Annotated in this window: 25 protein-coding genes; 7 read left to right on the plus strand and 18 right to left on the minus strand. The window is 29.5% G+C overall.

What is annotated here, in order from left to right; all coding sequences use genetic code 11:
• Positions 1-120 precede the first annotated feature (120 nt).
• Complete coding sequence (yidC, locus tag ACKTTC_RS02605; protein WP_408038006.1) at positions 121-2004, minus strand: membrane protein insertase YidC; 1884 nt, start codon at positions 2002-2004, stop codon at positions 121-123.
• A 176-nt stretch (positions 2005-2180) separates the two neighbouring features.
• On the opposite strand from yidC, the gene ACKTTC_RS02610 reads away from it, so the two are divergent.
• Complete coding sequence (locus tag ACKTTC_RS02610) at positions 2181-2546, plus strand: cupin domain-containing protein (protein WP_408038008.1); 366 nt, start codon at positions 2181-2183, stop codon at positions 2544-2546.
• A 164-nt stretch (positions 2547-2710) separates the two neighbouring features.
• Here the strand turns inward: ACKTTC_RS02610 and ACKTTC_RS02615 are convergent, their stop codons facing one another.
• From ACKTTC_RS02615 to ACKTTC_RS02665, 11 genes are all read right to left on the minus strand, one after another.
• Entirely contained in the window at positions 2711-2896 is a 186-nt protein-coding gene (locus ACKTTC_RS02615; protein ID WP_408038010.1) for a hypothetical protein, read from the minus strand.
• A 131-nt stretch (positions 2897-3027) separates the two neighbouring features.
• A complete protein-coding gene (locus ACKTTC_RS02620; protein WP_408038011.1) occupies positions 3028-3798 on the minus strand; it encodes a hypothetical protein in 771 nt (256 codons plus the stop codon).
• A gap of 124 nt (positions 3799-3922) precedes the next feature.
• The gene (locus ACKTTC_RS02625) at positions 3923-4666 is read right to left on the minus strand and encodes a LytR/AlgR family response regulator transcription factor (protein ID WP_408038013.1); all 744 of its coding nucleotides are present in this window, start codon (positions 4664-4666) and stop codon (positions 3923-3925) included.
• A complete protein-coding gene (locus ACKTTC_RS02630) occupies positions 4659-6500 on the minus strand; it encodes a tetratricopeptide repeat-containing sensor histidine kinase (protein ID WP_408038015.1) in 1842 nt (613 codons plus the stop codon). Before ACKTTC_RS02630 ends, ACKTTC_RS02625 begins: the two co-directional genes overlap by 8 nt.
• Before the next feature lie 80 nt (positions 6501-6580).
• Positions 6581-6967 carry a LuxR C-terminal-related transcriptional regulator gene (locus ACKTTC_RS02635; RefSeq protein WP_408038017.1) on the minus strand — a complete coding sequence of 129 codons (387 nt, stop codon included), beginning with the start codon at positions 6965-6967 and terminating at the stop codon, positions 6581-6583.
• Positions 6957-7229: a response regulator gene (locus tag ACKTTC_RS02640; RefSeq protein ID WP_408038019.1), complete on the minus strand. Its 273-nt coding sequence runs from the start codon at positions 7227-7229 to the stop codon at positions 6957-6959. Before ACKTTC_RS02640 ends, ACKTTC_RS02635 begins: the two co-directional genes overlap by 11 nt.
• 65 nt (positions 7230-7294) lie before the next feature.
• Positions 7295-9163, minus strand: a complete 1869-nt coding sequence (locus ACKTTC_RS02645) for a sensor histidine kinase (protein ID WP_408038021.1) — start codon at positions 9161-9163, stop codon at positions 7295-7297.
• Positions 9164-9167: 4 nt separating this feature from the next.
• Positions 9168-9869 (minus strand): hypothetical protein, encoded by a 702-nt coding sequence (locus tag ACKTTC_RS02650; protein ID WP_408038023.1) that lies wholly within the window; start codon positions 9867-9869, stop codon positions 9168-9170.
• 45 nt (positions 9870-9914) lie between these two features.
• Positions 9915-11060, minus strand: a complete 1146-nt coding sequence (locus ACKTTC_RS02655; RefSeq protein ID WP_408038025.1) for a trypsin-like serine peptidase — start codon at positions 11058-11060, stop codon at positions 9915-9917.
• Positions 11061-11166: 106 nt separating this feature from the next.
• On the minus strand, positions 11167-11856 hold the full coding sequence (locus ACKTTC_RS02660; protein ID WP_408038026.1) for a ZIP family metal transporter: 690 nt from the start codon (positions 11854-11856) through the stop codon (positions 11167-11169).
• Entirely contained in the window at positions 11853-12578 is a 726-nt protein-coding gene (locus ACKTTC_RS02665; protein ID WP_408038028.1) for an SAM-dependent methyltransferase, read from the minus strand. Before ACKTTC_RS02665 ends, ACKTTC_RS02660 begins: the two co-directional genes overlap by 4 nt.
• 195 nt (positions 12579-12773) lie before the next feature.
• Here ACKTTC_RS02665 and ACKTTC_RS02670 point away from each other — a divergent pair, with 195 nt between their 5' ends.
• Positions 12774-13937, plus strand: a complete 1164-nt coding sequence (locus ACKTTC_RS02670; RefSeq protein ID WP_408038029.1) for a THUMP domain-containing class I SAM-dependent RNA methyltransferase — start codon at positions 12774-12776, stop codon at positions 13935-13937.
• 35 nt (positions 13938-13972) lie between these two features.
• On the opposite strand, the gene ACKTTC_RS02675 is transcribed toward ACKTTC_RS02670, so the two are convergent.
• The 5 genes from ACKTTC_RS02675 to ACKTTC_RS02695 form a co-directional block, all read right to left on the minus strand.
• A complete protein-coding gene (locus tag ACKTTC_RS02675; protein ID WP_408038031.1) occupies positions 13973-14743 on the minus strand; it encodes a pentapeptide repeat-containing protein in 771 nt (256 codons plus the stop codon).
• A gap of 119 nt (positions 14744-14862) precedes the next feature.
• A complete protein-coding gene (locus ACKTTC_RS02680; protein ID WP_408038032.1) occupies positions 14863-15135 on the minus strand; it encodes an HU family DNA-binding protein in 273 nt (90 codons plus the stop codon).
• A 184-nt stretch (positions 15136-15319) separates the two neighbouring features.
• Positions 15320-16264, minus strand: a complete 945-nt coding sequence (gene fmt / locus ACKTTC_RS02685; RefSeq protein ID WP_408038033.1) for a methionyl-tRNA formyltransferase — start codon at positions 16262-16264, stop codon at positions 15320-15322.
• A 2-nt stretch (positions 16265-16266) separates the two neighbouring features.
• Positions 16267-18150, minus strand: a complete 1884-nt coding sequence (locus tag ACKTTC_RS02690) for a RecQ family ATP-dependent DNA helicase (protein ID WP_408038034.1) — start codon at positions 18148-18150, stop codon at positions 16267-16269.
• Between the two features lies 1 nt (position 18151).
• Positions 18152-18682: an AAA family ATPase gene (locus ACKTTC_RS02695; RefSeq protein ID WP_408038036.1), complete on the minus strand. Its 531-nt coding sequence runs from the start codon at positions 18680-18682 to the stop codon at positions 18152-18154.
• 120 nt (positions 18683-18802) lie between these two features.
• On the opposite strand from ACKTTC_RS02695, the gene ACKTTC_RS02700 reads away from it, so the two are divergent.
• Genes ACKTTC_RS02700 through ACKTTC_RS02720 form a run of 5 tightly spaced genes read left to right on the plus strand, consistent with a single transcriptional unit; the run spans position 18803 to position 23885 of the window.
• The gene (locus ACKTTC_RS02700) at positions 18803-19090 is read left to right on the plus strand and encodes a DUF493 family protein (protein WP_408038038.1); all 288 of its coding nucleotides are present in this window, start codon (positions 18803-18805) and stop codon (positions 19088-19090) included.
• A 5-nt stretch (positions 19091-19095) separates the two neighbouring features.
• Complete coding sequence (locus ACKTTC_RS02705; protein ID WP_408038040.1) at positions 19096-20706, plus strand: peptidylprolyl isomerase; 1611 nt, start codon at positions 19096-19098, stop codon at positions 20704-20706.
• Positions 20707-20713: 7 nt separating this feature from the next.
• The gene (locus tag ACKTTC_RS02710; protein WP_408038042.1) at positions 20714-21589 is read left to right on the plus strand and encodes a hypothetical protein; all 876 of its coding nucleotides are present in this window, start codon (positions 20714-20716) and stop codon (positions 21587-21589) included.
• Positions 21552-22928, plus strand: coding sequence for a peptidylprolyl isomerase (locus ACKTTC_RS02715; protein ID WP_408038044.1), 1377 nt, complete (start codon positions 21552-21554; stop codon positions 22926-22928). The genes ACKTTC_RS02710 and ACKTTC_RS02715 overlap by 38 nt, the downstream gene beginning before the upstream one ends.
• A gap of 3 nt (positions 22929-22931) precedes the next feature.
• Complete coding sequence (locus ACKTTC_RS02720) at positions 22932-23885, plus strand: AAA family ATPase (RefSeq protein ID WP_408038046.1); 954 nt, start codon at positions 22932-22934, stop codon at positions 23883-23885.
• Between the two features lie 78 nt (positions 23886-23963).
• Here ACKTTC_RS02720 and ACKTTC_RS02725 read toward each other — a convergent pair whose 3' ends face one another.
• Complete coding sequence (locus tag ACKTTC_RS02725) at positions 23964-26537, minus strand: endonuclease (RefSeq protein ID WP_408038048.1); 2574 nt, start codon at positions 26535-26537, stop codon at positions 23964-23966.
• Between the last annotated feature and the right edge of the window lie 38 nt (positions 26538-26575).

A 26575-nucleotide genomic window follows, 5' to 3' on the forward strand; every position in this document is an offset into this window, starting at 1 on the left:
TAGACAGCGAAGTTCTATAATGGTTTAATGACTTGTTGTTAAAAGTCTGTTAAAGAAAAAAACCACATCGTTAAAGATAACAGATGTGGTTTTTTTGTTTGAAATTTTAATGTATTTCTACTATTTCTTTTTTTTCTGAGCGGCTCTTTTTTGAGCTTCTTGTTGTTCTTGAGCTTGTTTCATTGCAGCATCTAAACGCTCTCTAAACTTACTCTTTTTAACAGGTTTCTTTTTGTTTTCCTCTATTTGTGCATGAATCTTAGCTTCATCTATTACATAGTTTTTAATAACAAACATAATAGCAATTGTAAGTAAGTTAGATATGAAATAGTATAAACTTAATCCACTCGCATAATTGTTAAAGAAGAATAACATCATAATAGGAGAGAAGTAGATCATGTATTTCATAATCTTACTCATATCTGGCATTCCTTCTTGAGTTGGTGCTTGCATATTTGCTTGCTGACTCTGATTCATTTTCATGTAGAAGAAAATAGCAATAGAGGCTAAGATTGGGAATAAACTAATATGATCTCCATAGAAAGGAATATCTAACCATGAAGGAAGTTTATAAATCACATCATATGAAGATAAATCGTATGCCCATAAGAATGACTTTTGACGGAATCCTATATTTGTTGGGAAAAACTTAAATAAGGCAAAGAATACAGGCATTTGCAATAATGCAGGAATACAACCGGACATCATACTTACTCCAGCTTTTCGCTGTACAGCCATAATTTCTTGCTGACGCTTCATTGCGTTTTCTTGACCTGGATATTTTTTATTGATTTCTTCCATTTCTGGACGAATCACTTTCATTTTTGCGCTAGACAAGTATGATTTGTATAATACAGGTGACAAGATAATTCTGGTAACTAATGTCATTAAAATAATGATCAATCCATAGTTTCCAATAAATCCTTTTAAAAAGTTGAAAACAGGATAGAAAATTGTTCGGTTTAAGAATCCGAAAATTCCCCAACCTAAATCTGAAATTTCTGCTAAATCTGTTCCTTTATATGTTTTTAATAAATTATAATCGGTAGGTCCGTAATACCATTCCATATTATAATTTAACTCTCCACTTTTTAAAGCTAAAGGAGTTTTTAATTTAAAAGATTTAATAAAAGTGCTATCCTTTTCTTCTCCTACGTAATCTATAGATTCTAAGTTAGCATTATTAAAAGGAGTTTCAGTTAATAAAACAGCAGAGAAGAAATGTTGTTTGTAAGCAACCCAATCAACATTATTTACAGTTTCAGTATCTGACATTTGTAAATATTCTACATCACCATCTTCTTTATAGTAGTAATATGAGTACATGTTTTCTGTACGCATACTTCTTTCTCTACGAAAAGCTTTTAAATCCCAATTTAAATCGATTTGTTGCGAACTGTTTAAAACAGTACCTAATCCTTGAGAACGAACAGCAAAACCAACTCTATAATCGTTTGGCTTTATTTCGTAACGGTATTCTAAAAATTGAGCATCCGATACTTTCAATTTCATAGAAAGTACTGTGTTTTCTCCATTTTTAGTTAACTCAGGAATAAATAGTAAGTCTTGCGTGTTTAAGATTCTATTATCTGTAGTACCAAAATTAATATTGAAAGATGCATTTTTATCTTTTACAATATAAAGCGGTAAAGAATCGTATGTTTTATAATTCTTAACAAGTGCTTTTGTAATTTGACCACCTTTATTATCAATAGTCAATTTTACTAAATCATTTTCTAAAACAGTTTCTCCTTCTTTTCCATGAATAGCGCTATATGCGAATGCACCTAGTTTATTTTTTAGAGCTACTTGCTTTAAAGAATCATTTGTAACAACAGGCGTTGTGGTAGCTGGAGCATTTGTGTTAACTGTTTGCTCGGTTTGAGTTGTTTTTGTTTGTTCTTGCTCAACTTCTGGCTTATTAGTGCTCATGTACCACAATAGGATACCACCTAATAATAACATTCCAATAAACGAGTTGAAATCAAATTTTTTTTCTTCCATTGATATACTTTAAATGTCAATTTGTCATTACCTCAGTAAAACTGATTTATAAAAACGCGACAAATGTAGCAAAACTACACTTGATTTTGGTTGTTTCGTTGTAATTAATTTCTATTATATATGTAGCGCAAATGGTATTCCGTTTTATATTTTTGTTGAAGATAATTTTTATAGCAATGAAAAAATATACCATTCAGAAATCTCCATTTGTTGTTCCAACTACAGATGGTAAACTAATTGAAGAGCATTTTGGCAATGCTACAGATAAGAATTCTCAAATAAGTATAGCTCATATGGTCGCTCCAGCAGGTTGGAGTGAACCATTTCAAACTCCAGAATTTGATGAGTATACTTATATAATTAAAGGAAAAAAACAGTTTGTTATAGATGGAGAAACAGTTGTTTTAGAGGCTGGACAATCTATTAAAATTGAAAAGAATGTAAGAATACAATATTCCAATCCTTTTGAAGAAGCTTGTGAATATATAGCTATTTGTTTGCCAGCTTTTTCTATAGATTTAGTGAATAGGGAAAAGGAATAAAAAATTAAGATATAAAAATGAGACTCTCTAAAAAGTTGTCATTCCTAGTGAAATGTAGTAATCTTCTCAATTCGAGTTATGAATTATGAGGTTACTTCAAAATTAAATTTTTTCGTAATTACATTAGAAAATTACTTTTTAGAAAGTCTCTCTTATTTTAAAACTTATTCATCTTTACAGCAAATACAATGTCCTTGCGGGTGCATATGGTAGCCGTCTGCACAAGTTTGTCCAAAGTCAATTAAGTAAGGAGCTAAACATATTACTGGTCGTAATGTTTTGCCTCCCCCTTTAATTTGTTGTTGTGCTCTTTTATTTAAAGCTTTTCCTATAATTTTTAATTGTTTCATAATAAATAAGATTTAAGTTATTTTTCTTATTCAATGTATCTAGTTTAAACAATTATTTCAATAGACTTTACAAATCTGTATTTAGTAAATTGATAATTGTAGGTAAAACTTTCATTTTTGTTATAAAGCTATTATTGCTCTAGAAAATCAGTAAAATCAATGCCTGGATATTCTTTATATGAACAAGGATCTGTAATAGGTAATATCATATTAGGTCTATAAGGTCTAGCAACTACAACAATATCATTTAAGAACTTATTAAATACATATGCTGGTGTAACAGTTACATACATAGTATTAATAGTACCATTAGAATCTAGAGAATGTTTAATTCCTTCATTATAATTAGCAGTAGTTAACGGATGTGATGTAGATGTCATACTCGTAAATTTAGTAACTAAACCTTCAGGAAAATACAATTCAATACAATTGTCATTTACAATTAAATCTATAAACATGTCATAAATTTCTCGTCCAGTACAAGAAGTACAGCTAGTTATTGGTCTTGGTGGCGTTTGCATTCCATGAATAGGACCTTCAGGCTTTAGTTGAATACTATTTAATAATTGGTTTGTAAATGCTTGCTTGAACGAATCATTATCTGGAATACCATCGCTAATTAAATCTTTTATAAGAATTGTATTATTACCATTTAGTTTAGATATCAGCGTTGCTTGAGCATTAGTATTTGACATAACTGTTTTTACTACTAAAAAAGACAACCATTGCAATGATTTTTCAAAACGATCATGGGTTACAGGAGTTGTAATAATTAATCCTTTTTTACTAGATATAGTTATTATATCTGAAGCTTTTTCTTGTGTTATAATTTCATCGCTATCTTGAGTGCAAGACATTGTAAATACGAAAAAAATTAGTAGCGTACTTTTTAAAAATTTCATATGATTTCAATTTTAATATTTGTTGTCATATAAGATAGCTTGTATTTATAAAGAAAAAACCTTTAATGTAAATTTGATAGCTAATTCATGAAATTTGATAAGAACTATTTCAAATTCGTATTCTTTAGAATATTTTATTTAGTGTATAATCTTTACGCCTGCTAGAAACTGGTACCTTAATTTCAGAGATTAAAGTTAGTGTACCTTGTTTGTTATATTTGGAAACATATTTTTTATTTACAATATAGGATTGATGACATCTGATAAAGGTTCCTTCAGAGAGAATTTCTTCCACTTTTTTTATTGATTTTGAAACGACTATTCTTTCTGGAAGTTTGGTATAAAAAGTAGTATAATTACCATCTGATTTACAATAAATAATATCATCTTCATAAACAGCATATACATTTTCTGTAGTTTTAAGTATCACTCGTTTATTTTGAATGCCATTAAAATATTCTGTAGAAATTTCTATGAGTTTATCTAAATGATTTTCTTGACCTTTATTTTTGTTAGCTATTGCTTTGTTTACAGCAGTAATAAATTCATCTTCTGCAATGGGTTTCAAGATATAATCTAAGGCGCCTACTTTTATAGCCTTTATAGCGTGTGTATCAAAGCCTGTGATAAAAATGGTTTCAAATTCCTTGATTTTCAAAGTATTTAAAATGTCAAAACTAGTACCACTGCCTAAATGAACATCTAAAAATAATAAATCGGGTTGTAGTTCTTCAATAATAGTTATTCCTTTAGAAACAGTATCAGCTTCTCCAATTACTTGAATTTCTGAAGAAAAGTTGGTAGCTATTTTATTTGCAATGTCCAATCGTACATGTGCCTCATCATCAATTATTATCGCTTTAATCATTATCGGTTAATTTATAAGGGATTTCTAGTGTTACTTTTACTCCTGTTTGTGCAGAATTAATAGTGGATTTATTTATAATGGTAATTCCTTTTTTTGTTGTTTTTTTGAGATAATCGTTTATTAATTTTATAGAGGTAGATTTTTTGTGTTCATTTTTAACTCTCATTCCTTTTCCATTATCTTCAATTATACATGTTAAAAAGTGTTCTTTTCGAATAAGTGTTATCTGTATTTCTCCTAGATAATTAATACCAGCAAAACCATGTTCAATACTATTTTCTATCATGGGTTGAAGTAGCATTGGAGGAATGAATATAAAATCGTCTCTGTCTAGATTTTCTAGTTTAATATCAACAGTAAATTTATTTGGAAACCTGAGTAATTGCAAATCGATGTATTTTTCTAAAATTTCTAATTCATCATTTAACAATACATAGTTCTGCGTTGAATTTTCTAAAATAATACGCAATAGCCTTGAAAATTTAAGTAGATAATTAGAAGCATTTTTTGGATGGGCTGTTATTTGATTTTGAATCGCGTATAATGTATTAAATGTAAAATGAGGATTCATTTGAGATCGTAACAAGCGTTGTTGCATCTGAATACTCAATTTTTCGAAACGATACTGACGTTGTTTATATAGAAGTATTCCTACTACCAGTACTATTAAAGCTATGATTGAGAGTGTAAAAAGTCTTTTTAAACTTGTAACTTCTAATTCGTTTTTTTCTGCAATGACTTTTTTCTCATTATCGAGAGATTTTTTAAGCGCTAGCAAGTCACTATTATATTTATTAGAAAACTCTGTTCTCTGATAGTTATACAATGAATCTAAATGAACTGAAATTTTTGAGATATCTTTATTAGTTAAGGAAGCTAAACGAAGTTCATATTGTAAGGTAATTCTTTGCAGATTTGTACTAATATTACGAAATCCTAAACTAGCTACTGAGTCTAAATATAACTCAGCATCTTTATGGTTTTTCAAATCCATATATACTTCAGAAATATTCAAGTAACTAATAGCCAATTGATCATTTTTAAAGTCATTATTAGGAATTTTATGAAGGTTTTCTAAAGCAAATAAATAATTTTTTAAAGCATTTTTGTAATTATTATCATAATATTGATAGGCGCCATATTCATTGTATAATGTATACTTAGTACTAGGAGTTAATATTTTCTTTAATCTAATTAAACTATCTAAGATTTTAAAAGCTCTTTTTTTTTGCCCTAAATTATATCGATAATAGATTTGTTGGATTAAAGATTCTCTAATAAGGTATTTTGTACTATCAGCTTTTTTATAGTTTTCAATTTGAAGTTTATTGTATTCTAGAGCTTTTTTAAAATTTCTATCAGCCTTATATACATTTTCATATTGATAATTAAGATAAATAAGATTTGCAAAATCATTTGAAGCCAATAGCTTTTGTAATTTATTACTTAAAGAAATACAATCGCCATATTTTCCTTTATTAAAATAAACATTCCAAGCCTTAACAAAATAATCCACGGATCTATCTTTTGTTATACGTTTTGTAACATAATCAGTCGCATTATGAAAAAAAATAGCAGCACTATCTAATTTTCCTTTAGACTCAAAATATTTACCTAGTAAGTAGTTATTTTCACTTTTTAAAGAATCAGGAATGCTACTGTTTTTTTCTATTAAGTCAGAACTTTTTAATAAAAGGTTATATGAAGAGTTAATATTTTTAACAGCTTTTTGCTGAAGTTTATATACCTGATCTATTACATTTTTATTAGTGTTTTCTTGCTGACAGGAAAGGAGTAAAGCACAAAAAAAAGTATAAAAGAAAAGTTTTTGCATTTGCAATTTATTTAAGGATTACTAATTTAATAATTAATCTCCTTATTTTTTGCGATACTTTTATTAAAAAAGTTAAGTATTTACTCCAAAAAACGGTATTTCTTTTCAATAGCATATTTAACTAATTCGTTACCACTATTTAAATCTAATTTTCGAATCATGTTTTTTCTATGGGTATCTACTGTAGTTTTAGCAATAAATAATTCCTCCGCAATTTCTTTAGAAGTTTTTCCATTAGCAATTAGGTGTAGTATTTCTTTTTCTCTATTAGATAATACTACTTTTTCAGATTTTCCAATTTTAGCTTTGCTATCTATATAATTGTTCATAAAGTTGAAAGCAACGTTTGGATCAAAAAAAGTATCTCCATTAGCAATAGTCATTATTGCTTTTGAAAGCATTTTAATACCAGAATTTTTTAATATATAACCAGAAGCACCAGCATCTATCATTTGTTTAAATAGCATCAGGTTGATCGAACATAGTGAGTGCTAATACACGAATATGAGGAAATTCAGATTTAATGATTTTAGTTGCTTCTATACCATCCATTTTTGGCATTCGAATATCAGTAACAACAAGTTTAGGCTGTTTTAACTTCACTAATTTTACGAGCTCTTCACCATTATTTACAGTACCAATAATGTGAATATCTTCGTCGTATTCGAAGAAAGATCGTACGCCATCTATCAGCATTTGATGATCTTCTGCAATGATTATAGTTATCATGGGTGGTAGTCTTTATTTCCAAATATACAAATATGGTCTGCGTTTTTTTTACTTATGAATAGGTATTATATAGGTAAATTAATAATGATAGAAGTACCTCTGTGTAATGTAGAATCAACTAAAAAGGATCCTTCTAAATGCTCAATTCGTTTTTGAATAGAATTTAACCCCATGCCATTAATTAATTTTACTTTTTCAATATCAAAGCCTTTACCATTGTCTTCAATAATTAAGTTTAATGTATTATCAAACAAAGAAATATTTATAGTTGCTTTGGTTGCTTCTGCATGTTTAATTATGTTGGTAATAAGCTCCTGAACTATTCTAAAAACGGTTATTTCTGTATTCGAGTCTAATCGATGTTCTAAACCAAAACTAACTACTTCTATTGCGAGTTTATTTGAAGCGGATATTTTTTCTGTCATTAATTTAATAGCAACTAATAATCCTTGATTGGCAATAACACCAGCGTTTTTTGCGTGTGCTAAACTACGCACCTTTAAATATGTTTCATATATTAATTTCTCAGTTTTTTCATACAACTCTTCTTGATTAAAGTGTTTTTTCTCCCGATTCAATTTTAAATTTTCAAAATGCAGTTTTAATGTAGCTAAAACACTTCCTATATTATCATGTAAATCTTCTGCAATTCGTATTCGTTCTTTTTCTTGTCCGGCTACCATCGCATTAATTGTATTGATTTCTTGTTCTTTTAGAAGTGTAAGGTTTTTTTGTTTTTCTAACTCTTTTTGTTGCTCAGCAAGCATACGTTTTCGCCTAGAGTTTTTAAGAGTTAAGGAAGTTACTAGTAGTCCAAGTACTAAAAAAAGAGTACTAACTAATAATATGGTTTTTAATTGTAAGTTTTCTTTTTCTTTCTTTTCTGTTTCGTATTTAGCTTCAATATCTCTAATAGCTCTAAGATGGTTTTCCTGATTAAAAGAGAACTGACTTCTTCTACTAGTTTTAAGATGTTGATAGGCTTTTTTGTAATTTTTTAATCTCTCATAAGTTAATGATAACCAATAGTCGTAATATATTTTTTTTCTATCTATTAATTTTCCTTCTAGGTTGTTAATAGTAGAAAAATATTCTATAGCCTTTTCAAAGTTTTCATCGTAATAATGAAAAACTCCTAAATTCATTTTACAATGAATATTCATAAGAATATTAGAGCCCGTGGAATCTTTATTTGTTTGATTTAGTGCACTGTAATAATATTTTAAAGCTTCAGTATTTTGTCCATTTTCTTCTAAGTAATTTCCTGAGATTACTTTTAGTTTGGTATTGTAAGAATTGATTTTAAGTTTTTCTGAGAGCTTTTTCGCTATTAAGAAATCGTCAAATTTTAAATCAGATTCCGTATTCTTAATTCCAATACTTAGTTTGTAAAAATCGGTTATGGCAATATCTATATCGTCTACAGCCGAGTTAAGATATAGATCTATATACTTATTAAAAGAGTGATCTTCTAATACAAAAATATTATTATGGTATTCTAATATTCTTCTAAGAATTAAGCCTTTTAAAGTGTCATAATTTGTATCTGAAATTTCATTAAGTGCTTTTGTATAAACTGAATGAACAGATATATCTGAATTTATAACAAAATAATAATTATAGAGTGCAAGGTTTATGTTAGAAATTACATTTACAATCTTATTTTTAGAGCAGTTTAAAGGTATGTATGTTCTTTTCAATGGGTTATTATTATAACTCACTCCTTTATGCTCTAAAAGTTCAATTAAGAAATAGAATTCTTGGGCTTCATCGCATTCACTAGTATTTAAATTTAATTTAGGAACGATAGATTTTGCAAGATTGAAATTTTCGTTTCTTAAACTAATAAAGAATTCATCTAGTACTTTCTTTTGAGCAAAGAGCATACTAGATGAACTAATACATAATATGGTTATAATAATCCTATAAATCATTAGGTTAGAAAAAACGAACGTATGTATCTCTACATGGTCTACTTACTATTGACGAAATTATTTCTTTACTACCAGTGGAACTAACCTCACTTGTTACTACTGGCGTATGAGGATCAAAAAGCTCAATATCAAAAAGACTTTCATTATCTTTATTTAACTGTGAATTATACGGTTTATCTAAATACCTTCTGGTTCTAATGCGGTCACCGTCTCTTACATAGTAATTTTCATCAATAAACTGCAATACATTTGCGTCATTTGCTTCAGGATCAATTCCTCCGTGGAAATCTTCATACTCTAAATTTACAAAAAGTAAATGATCATTTGAAAACCCATTGGGAAGTTTATTTATTTTTTTTAATTGATCGTTATTATAATGTTTAATTGTAAGTGGAGAAGAAGTTTTTTCTACACAAACATGAAGAGGCTTTAATTTTATAGTAAGTAAAAAAACATAGTCTTTTATTCCTTCTGTTTTGTCAAAAATGAATTTTAATTCAGGATCAATTTCACTAATTCCATAGGTAACACTTCCTCTGTAGTTTTGAATTTTAACTTCACAAGAAGTAGGAGTGAAGCCATCGTTATCATATGTAAACTTTGCATAGACACTAAAAAAAGTATTATTTGCAATATCTGAAGTAATTCGTTGCCATTCTGCGTTTTGCTTCTGTAATTTAAAAGAAGATCGTAATGTTTCGTGCATTGTTAATGTTTTAAAGTTAGTAAAAATATTAGTGTAAAAATATGCTTATGAAAGTTGGTGTAATAATGAATTTAAAAAATCGGATTCTACAGCCCAGTTATATTTTCTATAGGTACCAGCAAAATGTAAACCTATTACTTTTCCAGTTTTAAGATTAATTACTGGAGAGCCTGAGTTTCCGCCTAAAGTAGAGCAGTTATGCTGGAAAAGGTGAGGCTGAGTAATATTATTAGCTGTACCTGGCGCTAATCTTTTAACATTGTACACACCTTTAAAAATACGTTCCATTAAAGAAGAATCTACAATACGAGAATCTTTTGCCGGATAGCCAATAGTATATACAAAATCATCGTTAATAATAGGAGTGTCTGAAATTTCTAAACCAACAGGAAGCACATCATTATCATAATTATTAGAGTTTACTTCTAAAATAGCCACATCAGGTTCATTTTCTTTACTTATATATACTACTTTCTCTAATCTAAAAGTAGCTTCATCTGGTTCTCTATATTCTTCTTTAAAATCGATAAAAGGTTGAACTTTCTTTCCATCCAAATTATATCTGAACCTAAAATGATTGCTTGTTCCTAATTGAGAAAAAACTCTCGCAACATGTCTATTAGTAACGATAAAATTTGTGTCTTTAATTAGCCATCCAGTTCCACACCAATCGTAATGCGAATGATTTATAAGCTCTATTCTTCCTACATTAGGAATATTTTGTTCAATACTAAATATGTGCGTGTTTAAACGTTTTTTCCAAACTTCACTTTCAGGAATTTCAACTTTATCTTTTTTTATGAGTAAGGAAGGTCTTCCAAATTTTAATACAATTGTTTCAGCTGCAATTGTATAAATTTCTTCATCATCTAAATTTTCGACTATAGTTCTATTAAAAATAGATGATTTATCAATGTTACTTACATAGTTTTCCTTGAAACTTTCTATAAAACTATTGTTGTTAGAAAAGTTATAAATAGACTTTATTTCATCTAAAACTTCGGGATCGTTTACTTTATTAAAAACTTCATTATAAATTTTTTCAGGATCTATTCTTTGTTCTTGCCTAAAAAAATTATTGTCTGTTCTTAATTTGTTGTTTTTGAAGTTAAATGTTTGATTTTCTGTAGTGGGAAATTGAGGTTTAATATCAATTTTCTCCCTCTTAGAATCCCCTTTTTTTAATTGCATGATATATATATTTGAGTTTACACTTTCAAAATTATATAACAAACACAGCTAGTACATTACCCATAACTAGGTAATTTAAACTACTCAAATATAAGGATGTAAAAAGTTAATGTAAAGTAACTATACTTAAGATAATACCTAATAGAATAGCAGTAAACTTTTGAATGTTGAATTTGTGATTTTCTGAACTTTCAAATAAAATAACAGTTGAGATGTGTAGAAAAACACCAATAATAAAGGCAGTAATTTCTTTATGATGCTCCATAAAAAAAGGCAGCGTTTCACCTAAAAAATAACCTAACGGACTCATTAAACTAAAAATAAAAAGCAATGAAAACGTCTGGAATTTAGTAAACTTAGCCTGTAAAAAGAAGGAAGTTAATACTATTGCTATCGGAATTTTATGTACTATAATAGCCCATAGTAAATTATCGTTAGCATTGTGTATAGGTAATCCTTCTGAAAATGCATGCAAGCACAAACTAATAAAAAGGAGCCAAGGAAATTCATTTGAATTACTATGTAAGTGTACATGACCGTGTTCTGCTCCTTTAGAAAAAGATTCTAAAATAGATTGCACCAGAATTCCAGCTAAGATTAAAATACCTAACATATGAAATTGCTCATGGTCATGCGAATGCGCATATACTTCAGGCAATAAATGTAAAACAGTAACCGCTAATAAATAAGAACCACTAAAAGCTAATAACAAACGATTGTAGCGTTTGTTAGGTTTTGTATATAAAACGATAGCACCTCCTAGTAAAACAGCACCTATTAAGAGTAAGTAACTCATTTAGCAATTAAAATTAGTCTATTAGAATTTTGTTCGTTAAAATCGTTTAGATTATAATCTCCAAAAGTATTTATAATTGTTAAACCAGCTTTGTTAAAATAGGAACTCATTTTGTTAAAGTCTAGAAACTTTACCTTTTCTGTATAAGAATGATCATTACCATCTGCATGAAAAGAGATATGCTTTAATATGAATCCATCTTTAATTTCTCTACGAATATTAAAAACAATACCATCAATCTCTTTTGTTTCATTTGCTACTAGATTTTCTTTTGTTTTTATAACATTTAAAAAATCTAATACTAAAACAGCTGAGTCTTTTAAACCGCTTTTCATACCTTTCAGTACCTGTAGGTCTTCATTATCATCTTCAAAGTAGCCAAAACTAGTAAACAAGTTAAAAACAGCATCGTACTTATTTTGCAACGATTTTCTCATATCCCAAACTTCAAAATGCAATTGATCATTTTCAAATTGTTTGGCATAATCAATACTATTTTTACTTAAATCACCTCCGGTAACTTTATAACCTAACGAATTTAAATAAATAGAATGCCTTCCTTTTCCACAAGGTAAATCTGCTATATGAGCAGTTTTAGGCAACTGTAAAAAAGAAGTAATGTTTTGCATAAATAACTGAGCATCTGCATCATTTCTATGCTTGTATAAAATATGATAGTAAGGTGTATCGAACCAAGAACTAAACCAATCTTTTGTCTTCATAGGATTCTATTGGACGCAAAAGTAATGAAAACTTACATTTTAAAAATTAAAAGTTATGAAAGCTTATATTTTATGATGAATCCCCATGATTTATTTTGCTTGAAAAGTAATTTACTACCTCAATTTTCTAACATCTCTAATCTAACTTCTCTCTTCCAACATTAAAATGTATTTTTGCAGTCTTAAATAGAGTAGATGGACAAAGATTTTAAAATGGTAGCAACTACCATTTCTGGTTTAGAAGGTGTTTTAGCTGAAGAGTTAAAAAAACTTGGAGCTAGAGATGTTAAAGAAGGAATACGAAGTGTATATTTTAGAGGAGATAAGGGCTTTTTGTATAAAGCTAATATTGCATTAAGAACCGCTATTCGTATTTTAAAACCTATTAAAAGAAGTAAAATTTTTGATGAAGAAGATTTATATGAAGCGATTCAACGAGTAAAGTGGGAGCGAATGTTAGACGTTGATGGAACTTTTGCGATAGATGCTGTAGTTCATTCAAGAAACTTTACCTCAAATTCACATTATATAGCTTTAAAATCTAAAGACGCTATTGCCGATTATTTTGTGCATAAATATAAAAAGCGTCCAAATGTAGATTTAAAAAATCCTGATATAAAAATCCACGTACATATTCATAAAGAATGGTTAACTATTTCTTTAGATAGCTCTGGAGATTCATTACATAAAAGAGGATATAGAAGTGCTACGAATATTGCACCGATTAATGAAGTTTTAGCAGCTGGTTTGGTATTGCTTTCAGGATATAGAGGAGAAGAGAATTTTATTGATCCTATGTGTGGTTCTGGAACTATTTTAATTGAAGCAGCAATGATTGCAAATAATATTCCTGCTAATATTAATAGAAAACATTTTGCTTTTGAGAATTGGAACGATTATGATGAAGATTTATACTTCATTATCCAAGATTCATTACTAAAGAAAATTCGTAATTCTCATTTTAAAATTATGGGATTCGATAAGGCTCCTTCTGCAGTAAGAAAGGCAAAACAAAATATAATTAATGCAAATTTAGAAGAGTTTATAGGAGTACACCATGTAAATTTCTTTAACTCTAAAAAAGAAGTATTTGGAAAAACAACTATTCTATTTAATCCTCCATATGGAGAACGATTAAATATAGACGTAGCTGAGTTCTATAGAAAGATAGGAGATACCTTAAAACATGGTTATCCGAATTCTACAGCATGGTTAATTACATCAGATTTTAATGCATTAAAGTTTGTGGGCTTAAGAACTTCTAAACGCTTACCAATAAAGAATGGTGATTTAGACTGTAGATTTGTACGGTACGAGTTATATGAAGGAAGTAAAAAACTAAAAAAAGAGGAAGTGTAAACTTCCTCTTTTTTTTATAATACATGAAGTTATTTCTACCTATTGAGTAAATACTTATTAAAGCTTTTTCCATTGATATCAGTATACTTAGAGTCAATATCATAAGCTACTTTCATATTTTTAATATCAAATTCACCATCTACTTCTGTATACTTTATGTTTAAATCTTCTTCAAATTGCGTACTGTTAAAAGACACTCCATCTTTAAATTTAGTATATTTAAAAGTAGCAGTTTCCTTAAAAACAGCATTCGCAAAGCTTATAAAACGATTAAATTCAGAATATTTAAAGGTTGCAGGTTCATTAAATTGAGTGTTTTTAAAAGAAATATCTCTGTAAAACTTAGCATATTTAAACGTACTATCGTCTAAAAATTTTGAACCACTAAAATCAGCATTTCTGTCAAAATCAGAATATTTAAACATTGCTTTTCTTTCAAATGTACAATCTTTAAAGATAGCATCATCTTCAAAATCTGCAGTAAAGGTATATCCACTGTCTTCGTCTGGAATATAAGCCAATACATCGTCTTTAAAAGTACAGTTTACAAAAGAAATTTTGCTAACAATTTCTTTTTCAATTGTATTAGATCCACCATTGTTCCACCATCTATTACGTCTTTTAGGTAATTTAGGTAAAGCTTCATCCATATAAGTTAAATCTAAAACTCCTTCAATAGTAGCATTACTAATATTAATTGTTTTTCCTTTTTTAATGTCTTGTAAGATATCTTCTGCATTTACTCTTTGTTGCGCAAAGAAACTAGCAGAGATTAAAAGTGCTAATGATGTAATAATATATTTCATGGTCTTAGGTTGTTTTTTATAATATTTACCTTAAAGACAAACGGAATTTTCTTTTGTTACAAAAAAAACGCTCGATATAACATCGAGCGTTTTATTATTATTTGTTTTAAACGAATTTCTTAGTTTACTGAATCGCTTAAACCAGCTCCTGCTTTAAACTTAACAACGTTCTTAGCAGCAATCTGAATTTCCTTACCAGTTTGAGGATTTCTTCCGCTTCTTGCAGCTCTTTTAGATACTGACCAAGTTCCCCATCCAACTAAAGCAACCTTATCACCTTTTTTTAAAGCGCTAGTTACGTTGTTAGTTAAAGAATCTAAAGCAGCTTTAGCAGCAGCTTTTGAAATTCCTGCGTCAGCAGCCATTGCGTCGATTAAATCAGACTTGTTCATAATTTATTAGATTTTAAAATTAATTAATGTTTTTTTGCATTAATGCTCAACAAATATAGATTTAATGCGGTATTGCGCAAGTTTGACCCCCAAAAATCAAAGAATTTGTTAATAAGTTGTAGGGATTTGTTAATAACCCTAGCCAAAAAATAACAAAAAAGCTTAATCCCACGTCCTTAAAGGGCTACACGACCATAGCTCCTTCTTCGAAGGTAAAACCATTAAGCAAGCTAACTGCATCGAGCATTTTCTTACCAGAAAGCTTAATTTCTTTAATTATAAGGTAACCACCTTTAACAGCGATTTTTATCTCTTTTTTTGAAGTAATTATTGTTCCAGTTTGAAGATCATGAAGGATTTCTTCTTTAGCGACACCATAAATTTTAGCAGTAATTTCCTCTTCACCATTTTGTATGGTTGTCCAAGCTGCTGGATATGGATTTAAACCTCTAATATGATTATAAATGTCAGAAAGTGGTTTAGACCAATCTATTTTACAATTATGAGGAAACAATTTAGGAGCTGGTTTTTGCTCCAATTCAGGTTGCTTAGTAGTGTTTACTTTGCCAGCAGCAATTAAATCTACAGTTTCTACAACTAAATCGGCGCCTACGTGCATTAATCTGTCATGTAACTCCCCAACAATCTCGTCTGGGTCTATAGCTACTTCTTTACGAAGTATCATAGCTCCTGTGTCTATTTTATCATCTATAAAGAAAGTAGTTACTCCAGTAGTTGTTTCTCCATTTATAATGGCCCAATTAATTGGAGCTGCACCTCTATATTCTGGTAGGAGAGAAGCGTGTAAGTTAAAAGTCCCATAAGCAGGCATTTTCCATACGACTGTAGGCAACATTCTAAATGCGACAACAATTTGCAAATTGGCATTTAATGCTTGTAACTCTTCTAAAAAGTCTTCACTTTTTAAATTCTTAGGCTGTAAAACAGGTAAGTTTTGTGTTAAAGCATATTTTTTAACAGCCGATTGATTTAACTTTCGCCCTCTACCAGCAGGTTTGTCTGGAGCAGTAATTACTCCAACAATATTATATTTATGTTCGATTAGTTTTTTTAAAATGGTAACCGCAAAATCTGGAGTTCCCATAAAAACAATTCGTAAGTCTCTCATATTTATTTAATAAAGTATTTATTAACGTTTGTTAGTTCAATAACTTCTTCAGCAAGTAATTTTCGCAAATGTATTAAAATGTCAGATTCTTGATAAGGAAGTAAAGCATATATTTCTTTTGCAGATAGAGGTGTTTTTTTTAACATTCCTAAAATCTCATCAGCAATATTTTTATAAACTGTTTTCTTTTTCAAACAAACATCGCAAATTCCACATTCTGTCGCATTATCCTCTCCAAAATAGGTTAATAATTGTACACTTCTACATATACTATCATTAGAAATATAACGAATTATATCGTCTATTTTTTTATTCTTATGCTGTAAAAGCTTGCTAATATCTTTTCCAATTCTATTAATTGTTTTATCGTCTTCTCTAGGTTGTAAAAAGCGTATAGCACTATCGGCTACAGCTTTATTGTAAGTAATAATACCATCTGAATGTAGCTTTTCTAGAATTTCAATAGCTTTTACAGAGGTTACACCAGCATTTTTAGCAATAACAAACTCATCTATTTTAATGGCTCTTTCAAAAATTCCGCCATACATTCTTAAGATAACATCTAAAAATTTTTGTCGTGCTTTATGAATGCTTTTGTATTGTAAAATATGAGAAGTACTTACAAGGAACTGGATATTAGACTTTTTATGTTGATGATCGTTTAGAGAAATGATACCATAATTGTGTAAAATTTGTAAAGCATTAAATGTTTTACTAGGAATAAATTGATATTTCTGACAGAATTTTAAAATATTAAAATCATAATATTCATCAGAAAGTTCTCCCATTGGAATTTGAAAGTGTTGATATAACTTTTTATGAATTTGCTTTATGTCTACTAGGGTAGGACTCGATTTTTCATGTAATTCCTTTGTAAGTGCTATATCACTATTATTAGTAAGCGTTACTGCAAAAGCTTTTTCTTGGTTTCTTCCTGCTCTTCCAGATTCTTGAACATAATTTTCTACGGAAGAAGGTATGTTAAAATGAATTACAATTTTGACGTTGGATTTGTCAATTCCCATACCAAAAGCGTTGGTAGCCACCATAATTGGCGTTTTTTCATCCATCCAATTTTCAAAAGCAATTTTTTTTTCTACACTTGATAATCCACCATGATAATAGCTGCTCTTAAAACCTTTTGAATTTAGATAATTTGAAATTTCACGAGTTCTACTTCTAGAGTTGACATATATAATAGAAGGAACAAAATTCTTAGTAAAGATTCGGTCTAATTTTGATAATTTATCTTCAGTATAAAATACTTGATAGGCTAAATTATCTTTATAGAATGAATTTTTAAATACTGTAGGCTCTTCTAAATTAAGTATACTAACAATATCATGAATTACTCTTTTTGTAGCAGTGGCCGTTAAAGCAATAATTGAAGTTTCTGGTTGTATATTCTTTAAAATGTCTAGTTGTAGATAAGAAGGACGAAAGTCATGTCCCCATTCAGAAATACAATGTGCTTCATCTATAACAAAAAAAGAAACTTTTAATTGAGCAATCTTATCTTGAATGAATTTAGACTGCATTCTTTCTGGAGAAATATATAGAAATTTATAATTACCAAATTTTAAATTGTCAAAAAGCGTAATTATTTCATCTTGTGTACTTCCAGAAGGGATTTGTAAGGCTTTTATACCTTTATCTTTTAAATTCTGAACTTGATCTTCAATAAGAGCTATTAAAGGAGAAATAACCACACAAACACCTTCTTCAATTAGTGCGGGAACTTGAAAACAAATTGATTTTCCTCCACCAGTAGGAAGTAAAGCAACAGTATCTTTTTTAGCTAAAACAGCTGTAATAATATCTAGCTGTTTTGGCCTAAAAGAAGTATATCCCCAATATGTTTGTAATATTTCTCTTGGATTTGACATGCTACAAATGACTCAATACGAAATTACAACGATTTCTTACCGAATCAAAAGGTACGTTTATAATTTCATAACCAAGCTCTGCGTAGGCATTATATAGAAAATCACTAATAACTTCAGATTGTTCAAAAGTTTCATATCTCTCGTTATCAGATTTATAAATTTCTTTCCAAGGCAAAAACTGAAAAACTTTTGTATATCTATATTCCTTGCTTTTTTCCATGAAAATAGATGGAAACTCTGTTTTGAAATAGCGCATATAAGCATGAACACTAGGAATTCCTCTATCAAAAAAAATAACTCTATCATTTGAGTTTTGAGCATCTATAAATTGTTGCTCTCTACCTTCTAATAGTTTTGTACTGAATAAAATAGGGTCTGTTAAAAACAATTGATCAATTCCCTCTTTTTGTGCAGCTCTAGTTACTTCTCTTGAAATCTCAGGCATACATTTAAATCCTTGACGATCTAAATATCTTAGAACAGAAGACTTTCCTGTACCTGGCCCACCAATAAATACAATTTTTTGTTGCATGACGCAAAAATAAAAGTTTCAATAATTATATGTAATAAATAGTGTAATTTTGTTTTCCGTTTATTTTTTTAGATTGAAAAAGAGAATAACGAAACAATTTTACCCATAAAAAAGAACCATATGTCAGATTCAGATAAGGAAGCCTTTTACGAAAAATTAAAAACCCAATTAGAAGAAACAACAACCTTTCCCACAAAATACTTATATAAATTTATCGTTCCTACTACAGGAAATCAAGTAAATGAAGTACAAGATTTGTTCGATCAAGGAGGTGCGGTTATTAATACACGCAAATCCAGGTCTGGTAAATACGTTAGTGTTTCAATTCACTTAGATGTGGAAAATGCTGAAGAAGTAATATCATATTACCAAAAAGCAGAAAAAATAGAAGGAATCATTTCATTGTAATTTTTATGAAAAAAAGTATTTTAATTAGTGTCTTTTTATTAGGAGCAATTTCATGTTTTGCTCAGAAAGATGAAGTATTGTTAACGATAGATGAAGCACCAGTATACGCTTCGGAGTTTAAAAGAATTTATGAGAAAAATCTAGATCAGATTAGTGAAGATGAGAAGAATGTTGAGAAGAATTTAGATTTATTCATTAATTACAAATTAAAGCTATTAGAGGCCTATAAGCTAAAGTTAGATACTTCTAAAAATTATAAAAGCGAATTAAATACTTATAAAAATCAATTAATTGTACCGTATTTACAGGACGAAGAGTTCAAACAAAAGCTGATAAAAGAAGCTTATGACAGAACGGTTGAAGAAGTTAGAGCAAGTCATATTTTAATTGGAACTCCTCAAAAATTAGTTAAAGTAGATACAACACAGTTAGTTCAAAGATTAGATTCTATAAAAAAGAGAATAGAAAATGGAGAGTCTTTTGAAAGTCTAGCTATAAAATTTTCAGAAGACCCATCTGCTAAAATAAACGGAGGAGATTTAGGGTATTTTTCTGCATTTAGAATGGTATACCCATTCGAAGAAGCGGCATATAATACACCTGTAGGAAAAGTATCAAAACCTTTCAAAACGAGATTTGGATATCATATTTTAAAAGTTACAGATAAAAGAAAGTCTAGAGGAACGTTCAAAGTAGCGCACATTTTAGCAAAAGATAGAAGTATAGCTGGAAAAGTTAAAATAGATTCATTATATCAGAAAATACAAAAAGGAACAGCTTTTGGTGAAGTAGCTAAACAATATTCAGAGGATAAACCTTCTGCAGTAAATGGAGGTGTATTACCAAAATTTACGACAGGTAGAATGGTTCCTCCTTTTGAAAAAGCTGTATTAGCACTACAAAAAAATGGAGATGTTAGTAAGCCTTTTAAAACTAGATTTGGATGGCATATAGTGCAATTGATAGAAAACGATCCTGTAAAACCTTTTGAAGAGTTAAAAGGAGAATTAGAGGGCAGAGTAAGAGGTAGCAATAGAGGGAATTTATCTATACAAAAACTAATAAAAGACCTTAAAAAGAAATATAAGCCTGTTACAAATAATGTTGTTTTAGAGTTAATAAAAGGAAAAGACGATTTCAACAAAGAGTTTACAGAAAAACAAGAAAACGAAACAGTTATTACAATTGGTAAGAAAAAGCTATTATTCAAAGATTTTTTAACCTTTGCAAAAGGCAAAAACTATATACCAGTAAATGATTTATGGAAGAAATTTATAAATCAGGAGGTTTTAAATTATTATAAAGAAGATTTAGTAAACATTTATCCAGAATATAAATATACTTTACAGGAGTATAAAGATGGTTTATTATTGTTCGATTTAATGAAGTTAAAGATATGGGACTCATCGCAAAAAGATGCTGACGCATTAACTTCATTTTTTGAAAAAAACAAAAGTAAATATGGATCTGATGATCTTTCAAAAGTTAGAGGAGAAGTAATAAACGATTATCAAAAGTTTTTAGAAGAATCTTGGGTAGCTTCATTACGAAAAGAACATAAGATAAAAGTTAAGAAGAAAGTACTTAAAAATATTAAAAAAATATACAACCAATAATATAAAAGTGAAAAAAATAGTTGTACTACTTTTGGGGGTAATAGTAGTGAGCTCATGTGATAAAATTAAACTACCTTTTTTTAAAGGAGATGATAAAGAGCAACGCAACGAACCCGTTATTGCTTCAGTGGGAGAAGCTAAATTATATCTTTCAGATGTAAAGGATGTAGTTCCTAAGGGGATTTCAGAGAAAGATAGCATTGTATTGGTAAAAAGTTATATCAATACGTGGGCAAAACAACAATTATTATTAAAAAGAGCATTAGAGAATATCTCTGAAGTAAATAATAATAAAATAGATGAATTAGTAAGAATTTATGAGGAAAGCTTATATATAAATGGATATAAAGAAAGTTTAATAAAACAGCAATTAGATACCATTATAAGTGAAGAATCTATAAAAAAATACTACGAAAATAATAAGGAGAACTTCAAATTGAATGAAGAATTACTACAGATTAAATACATCTATTTTGGTAAAGATTTTTTAGATAAAAAAGAAGCAATTGAAAAGTTTAAATCTACGAAAGAAGAAGATTTAGAAGACCTTGAAAATTTAACAATTAATTTTAAAGATTACTTATTAAGAGATTCTACATGGATTACATACGATAAAGTAATTCAGAAAATTCCACCTTTTCGATACGAATCGAAAGAAAAATTGTTAAAAAAATCAAAATTCATAAAAAGAGAAGATAGTTTAGGAGTATATTTGGTCGCTGTGAACGATGTTCTAATACGAAACAGCATCGCTCCGTTGAGTTATATCAAAAACAATATAAAACAATTAATCTTACACAAACGTAAGATAGAATTAGTAAGAGAGATAGAAAAAACGTTGATTAATGATGCAATTAAAAACAATGAATTTAAAGAATATTAGTTTATCTGTAGTGTTAATGTTAAGCGTAATGAGCGTAACAGCACAAAAAGTTAAAATCGATGGAGTTGCAGTAGTAGTAGGGAAAAATATTGTATTAGATTCTGATATTGATAAATTTAAACAAGAAGTTGAAATACGTAGTGAGGGAAAAGTTAAAATCTCTAATTGCGAAATGTTAGAAGAGTTAATGCAACAGAAATTATTATCGCATCATGCAGTTATAGACAGTGTAACTGTTTCTCAAGCAGAAATAGATTCTAGAGTAGACAGAAGTATCAGTTTCTTTACACAAGAGTATGGAAGCATAGATAAAGTTGTAGCTGCCTATGGTTTTAACGACTTAGAAGATTTAAAGAAAGAATTAGCTCGTGTACAAAAAGAGAATGTACTTATAGAAAAAGAGCAGAAAAAAGTTACAGACGATGTAGATGTAACACCAGAAGAAGTAAGATTATACTTTAATGGTTTAAAAGAGAAAAATGAATTACCAGAATTTCCTGCAGAAGTAGAATTGGCACAAATTGTTATGAATGCAGAGTCTACAGAAGCTGAAAATAAAAGAGTTGTAGAAAAACTTAGCAAAATTAAAAAGGAAATAGAGGAAGATGGTGCTAGCTTCAGATTAAAAGCAATTATTAACTCAGACGATCCAAGTGTAGGAGGAAATGGAGGTAATTTAGGAGCAATTACTAAAGATACACCTTTTATTAAAGAGTTTAAAGAAGTTGCTTTCTCTTTAGATGAAGGTCAAATATCTGAACCTTTTAAAACAGATTTCGGTTATCACATTATATTATTACACAAAATTAAAGGTAAATCTAGAGAAGTATCTCATATTTTAATGAAACCTGAAATTGATGATGCAAAATTAAAAGAGACAAAAGAGGCGCTAGAGAAGTTAAAGAAAGACTTAAAAGAAGGTAAAATTACATTTGAAGAAGCTGTAAAAAAATATTCTGAAGATAAGGATACTAAGAATAATGGAGGAATCATTGTTAACCCTTATACAAGTGAAGCTACTTTCGAATTAACTAGAATGGACCCTGCATTATATGGTCGTATAAATGAATTACAAAAAGGAGAATATTCTGATGTATTTTATGACGAAACTCCTGGAGGAGAGAAGATGTACAAGTTAATTTTAATGAAAGAAAGAACGAATACACATACAGCAGATTTAGTTGGTGATTATGTAAAAGTTCAGCAATTAGCATTAGCAAAAAAGAAAGAAGAAACCATTGAAAAATGGTCAAAAGATAAAATTTTAGAAACCTACGTTAAACTTGGAGACGATTATAAAAAATGTAACTTTAAGTCTAATTGGAAAAAAGAAAACTAAAAAATGTCAGAAGTTACAGCTGTAGATAATCTGGTTCAAAAATACGCCCAGTTACAACAAGAAATAGGTAAAGTTATTATTGGACAAAAAGAAGCAATTGATTTTACATTACTATCTGTTTTTTGTGGTGGACATTCATTGTTGATTGGTGTTCCAGGGTTAGCAAAAACCTTATTAGTAAATACTATTTCAAGTGCTTTAGGGCTAAAGTTTAATAGAATTCAGTTTACTCCAGATTTAATGCCTTCTGATATATTAGGAAGTGAGATTTTAGATGAAACAAGGAAGTTTAAGTTTTTAAAAGGGCCTATTTTTTCAAATATAATTCTTGCAGATGAGATTAATAGAACGCCGCCAAAAACACAGGCAGCATTATTAGAAGCTATGCAAGAGCGTTCTGTAACAATAGCAGGACATCATTATAAATTAGATTTACCATTTTTTGTATTAGCAACCCAAAATCCAATTGAGCAAGAAGGTACGTATCCATTACCAGAAGCACAATTAGACCGTTTTATGTTTTCTATTAATTTAGATTATCCAACTTTTGAAGAAGAAGTGCAGGTTGTTAAAAATACAACTTCTTTAAATGAAGAAACTGTAAATCCGCTTTTTAATGCAAATGAAATTGTTGAAATTCAGAAGCTAATTCGTAAAATACCAGTTGCAGACAATGTAGTAGAGTATGCAGTTTCTTTGGTAGGCAAAACTAGGCCAAATTCTGAAAAAGCTACAGATTTAGTTAAGAAATATATAGATTGGGGAGCTGGACCACGTGCATCTCAAAATTTAATTTTGGCTGCAAAAGCACATGCTGCAGTTAATGGAAAATATTCTCCGGATATAGAAAATGTACAAGCCATTGCTGTTCCAATATTATCACATAGAGTTGTGAAAAACTATAAAGCAGAGGCAGAAGGAATTACTATTAATGAAATTATTACTTCTTTATTTTAAAGTGTAACTTAATAGATTATAAAATAAAAAAACTCGGAATCTAAATTCCGAGTTTTTTCTTTATAAGAATATTTTGTTTTATTTCTTAACTAGTTTTTTGGAAATTCTACGTTGACCATCATTTACTTCAACGATATAAACACCAGCTTCTAATTCGCTAATATCAACATTTCTATCAGCAGTTCCTGTAATTAAAGTTTGTCCTAAATAATTTGCAATTGTAAAAGAAGCATCTCTACCATCTTTCATTGCTAAATTAACAAAGTTAATTGCAGGGTTAGGATACATGATTAAATCAAAAATTGGTTCTTCATTACCTAATTCAGCATCAGCAATAATATCTGAAGCATTTGTAGTTCTAGCTGCAGAACCAATATTAACAGTATAGTCTTCAACTTCACCATAAGAAATAGTTTCACATGGAGTTGGTGCAGCATCCCATTTCATTGATACACGCATTCTAGTAGCACCAGTTTTAGCAGTTGTTGGCACTGTAAAAGTATAAGACAAGTTAGAAGAACTTGAAGATGAACCAGTAACTACTTTTTCATTAGATTCAAAAGTACCATTTTGGTTGTAATCAATCCAAACAGCCCAATGTTCTGTATATGAAGTCCCAGCAAATCCTGCACTTAGAATAATATTATTAGTACCAAAACTAATATTTCCTGTTAAGTTAGTAAAATCACCGTAACCTCCATTAGCACTTGTAGCATTAGAAATACCTCCAATAGCCACATTATCAATATACTCATAAGCTACATTAGTACCTCTTGATGAACAATAGGTAACAGTATTTGGTAATGTTGTGATAGAAACACTTCTTGAAGCTGAAACATTACCAGCAGCATCTTTTGCTCTAACAGAGAAACTATATGTTGTATTTGCATTTAAATTACCTGCATTATAATTTGTATTAGTAACTGTTGCTAATTTAGTGTTACCTTGATATACATCGTATCCAGTTACAGCTACATTATCAGTAGAGGCACTCCAAGTTAAGTTAACACTAGTTTGAGTAATATTTGAAGTTACTAAGTTAGATGGAGTGGTAGGAGCTTGTGTATCAACAACTGGTGTACTTCCACCATCTATTGTATGAGATCCTAAACCTGAAGATGTATTATTAGCTAAAGTATTCCACTCAGCAGTAGTATAAGAAGTGTTAGGAGAAGTAACAGCAGACTTACGTTGTAATGTTACATCTTTTCCAAAATTAGCACTGCTACTTGGATTTCCAACTACATCTATAATAGTATTATTTTTAAATAAACTTACAGCATCATTACCATTAAAGGTCATAATACTATTATTTGTAGTTACATCAGCTTCATTTTTAATAGCTGTACTAGCGCTACTGTGTGCAATAACATATACTGCACCATTAGCTAATTGTCCAGATAAATTGTAAGTTCCGCTCCAAGAATTACTACCATTAGTAGCTTTTCTTAATGAATAAGAAGATAAGTTTACAGTAGCACCTGTAAAATTAGCAATCTCAATAGCTTTATTATAGGAAGAACCTTCAATATATTCAGAAATAATTAATTCAGTAGTACTTCCTCCAGAATTTCCATCTGGAGTAGTTGTAACATTTGCAGCATTACTATTTCCAGATGTATTACCAGCAGCATCAAAAGCTTTTACATAAAAAGTATATGAAGTTCCAGCTGTTAAACCAGTTACTGAATAATTAGTTGTAGTAGTTGTCGCAATTTGCGTAGTACCGTTAAATACAGCATAACCAGTTACTGCCACATTATCTGATGAAGCTGACCAACCTAAATTAACTGAGTTTTGAGTTGTTCCTGAAGCTACTAAACCACTTGGATTTGAAGGAGCTTGTGTGTCATTTGAATTACCGTTTCCAAATAAATCTTCAGCTTGAGGTCCACCCCAAATCTGGGTAGCAAAAGCAGGATTATCTATAAAAGGATTTCTATTTCCTTGTAATTGTTCTAATATTGGATTTCGTTGCTTTTCTAGATCAGATACAGGATCTTCTGCATTCCATTGTAATAAAAGTTCTACCATATTAACATCTGTAGCTACAGTAGAACCAACTGTAACTCCTGTAGGTAATGTTTGATTTCCATAACGTAAATACATATACATCATCATACGAGCAACATCTCCTTTCCACTCATCTCCAGGATACCAATGTCCTTGAGCTGTAATATAAGAAGCTGTACCACTACCAGCAGCAAATTTTCGGTTACTTCTAGAAGAGTTTCTTTGCGCATCAGCGGGTCTTAAATTATGTGCATCTGCTCCAGCTCCGCTAGTTCCTAAATTAGGACTTGCTAAAGATTTAGAGTACACATGTTCGCGATTCCATACTCCAGAACCACCACCATGATTATCTTTACCTCTTGTACGATCATTAGTAATATCTGAATCTGTATCATTCCAACCATAAATTAATAATACCTTAGAAGTATCAGTTGGATCTAGGTCTGTTTGTTTTAAAGCATCCCATACACCAGGTGTATAACTTAAAAAAGTATGATGCGAGCTAATTATTTTAGTAGCCAATGCATCTTTTAATGCAGTACCACTTAAATTGACATTAAGGTCATTGTAATAATTAGGAATTTGAGCACTTACTGATAAAGAAAGTATCAGTAAGTAGAAGGGTAATAGTTTTCTCATTATGTAGTTTTGTTTTTTAAACCGAGCAAAAATGCCAT

Origin of the sequence: Tenacibaculum amylolyticum, from assembly GCF_964511145.1 — a bacterium.
Classification (GTDB): Bacteria; Bacteroidota; Bacteroidia; order Flavobacteriales; family Flavobacteriaceae; genus Polaribacter; species Polaribacter amylolyticum.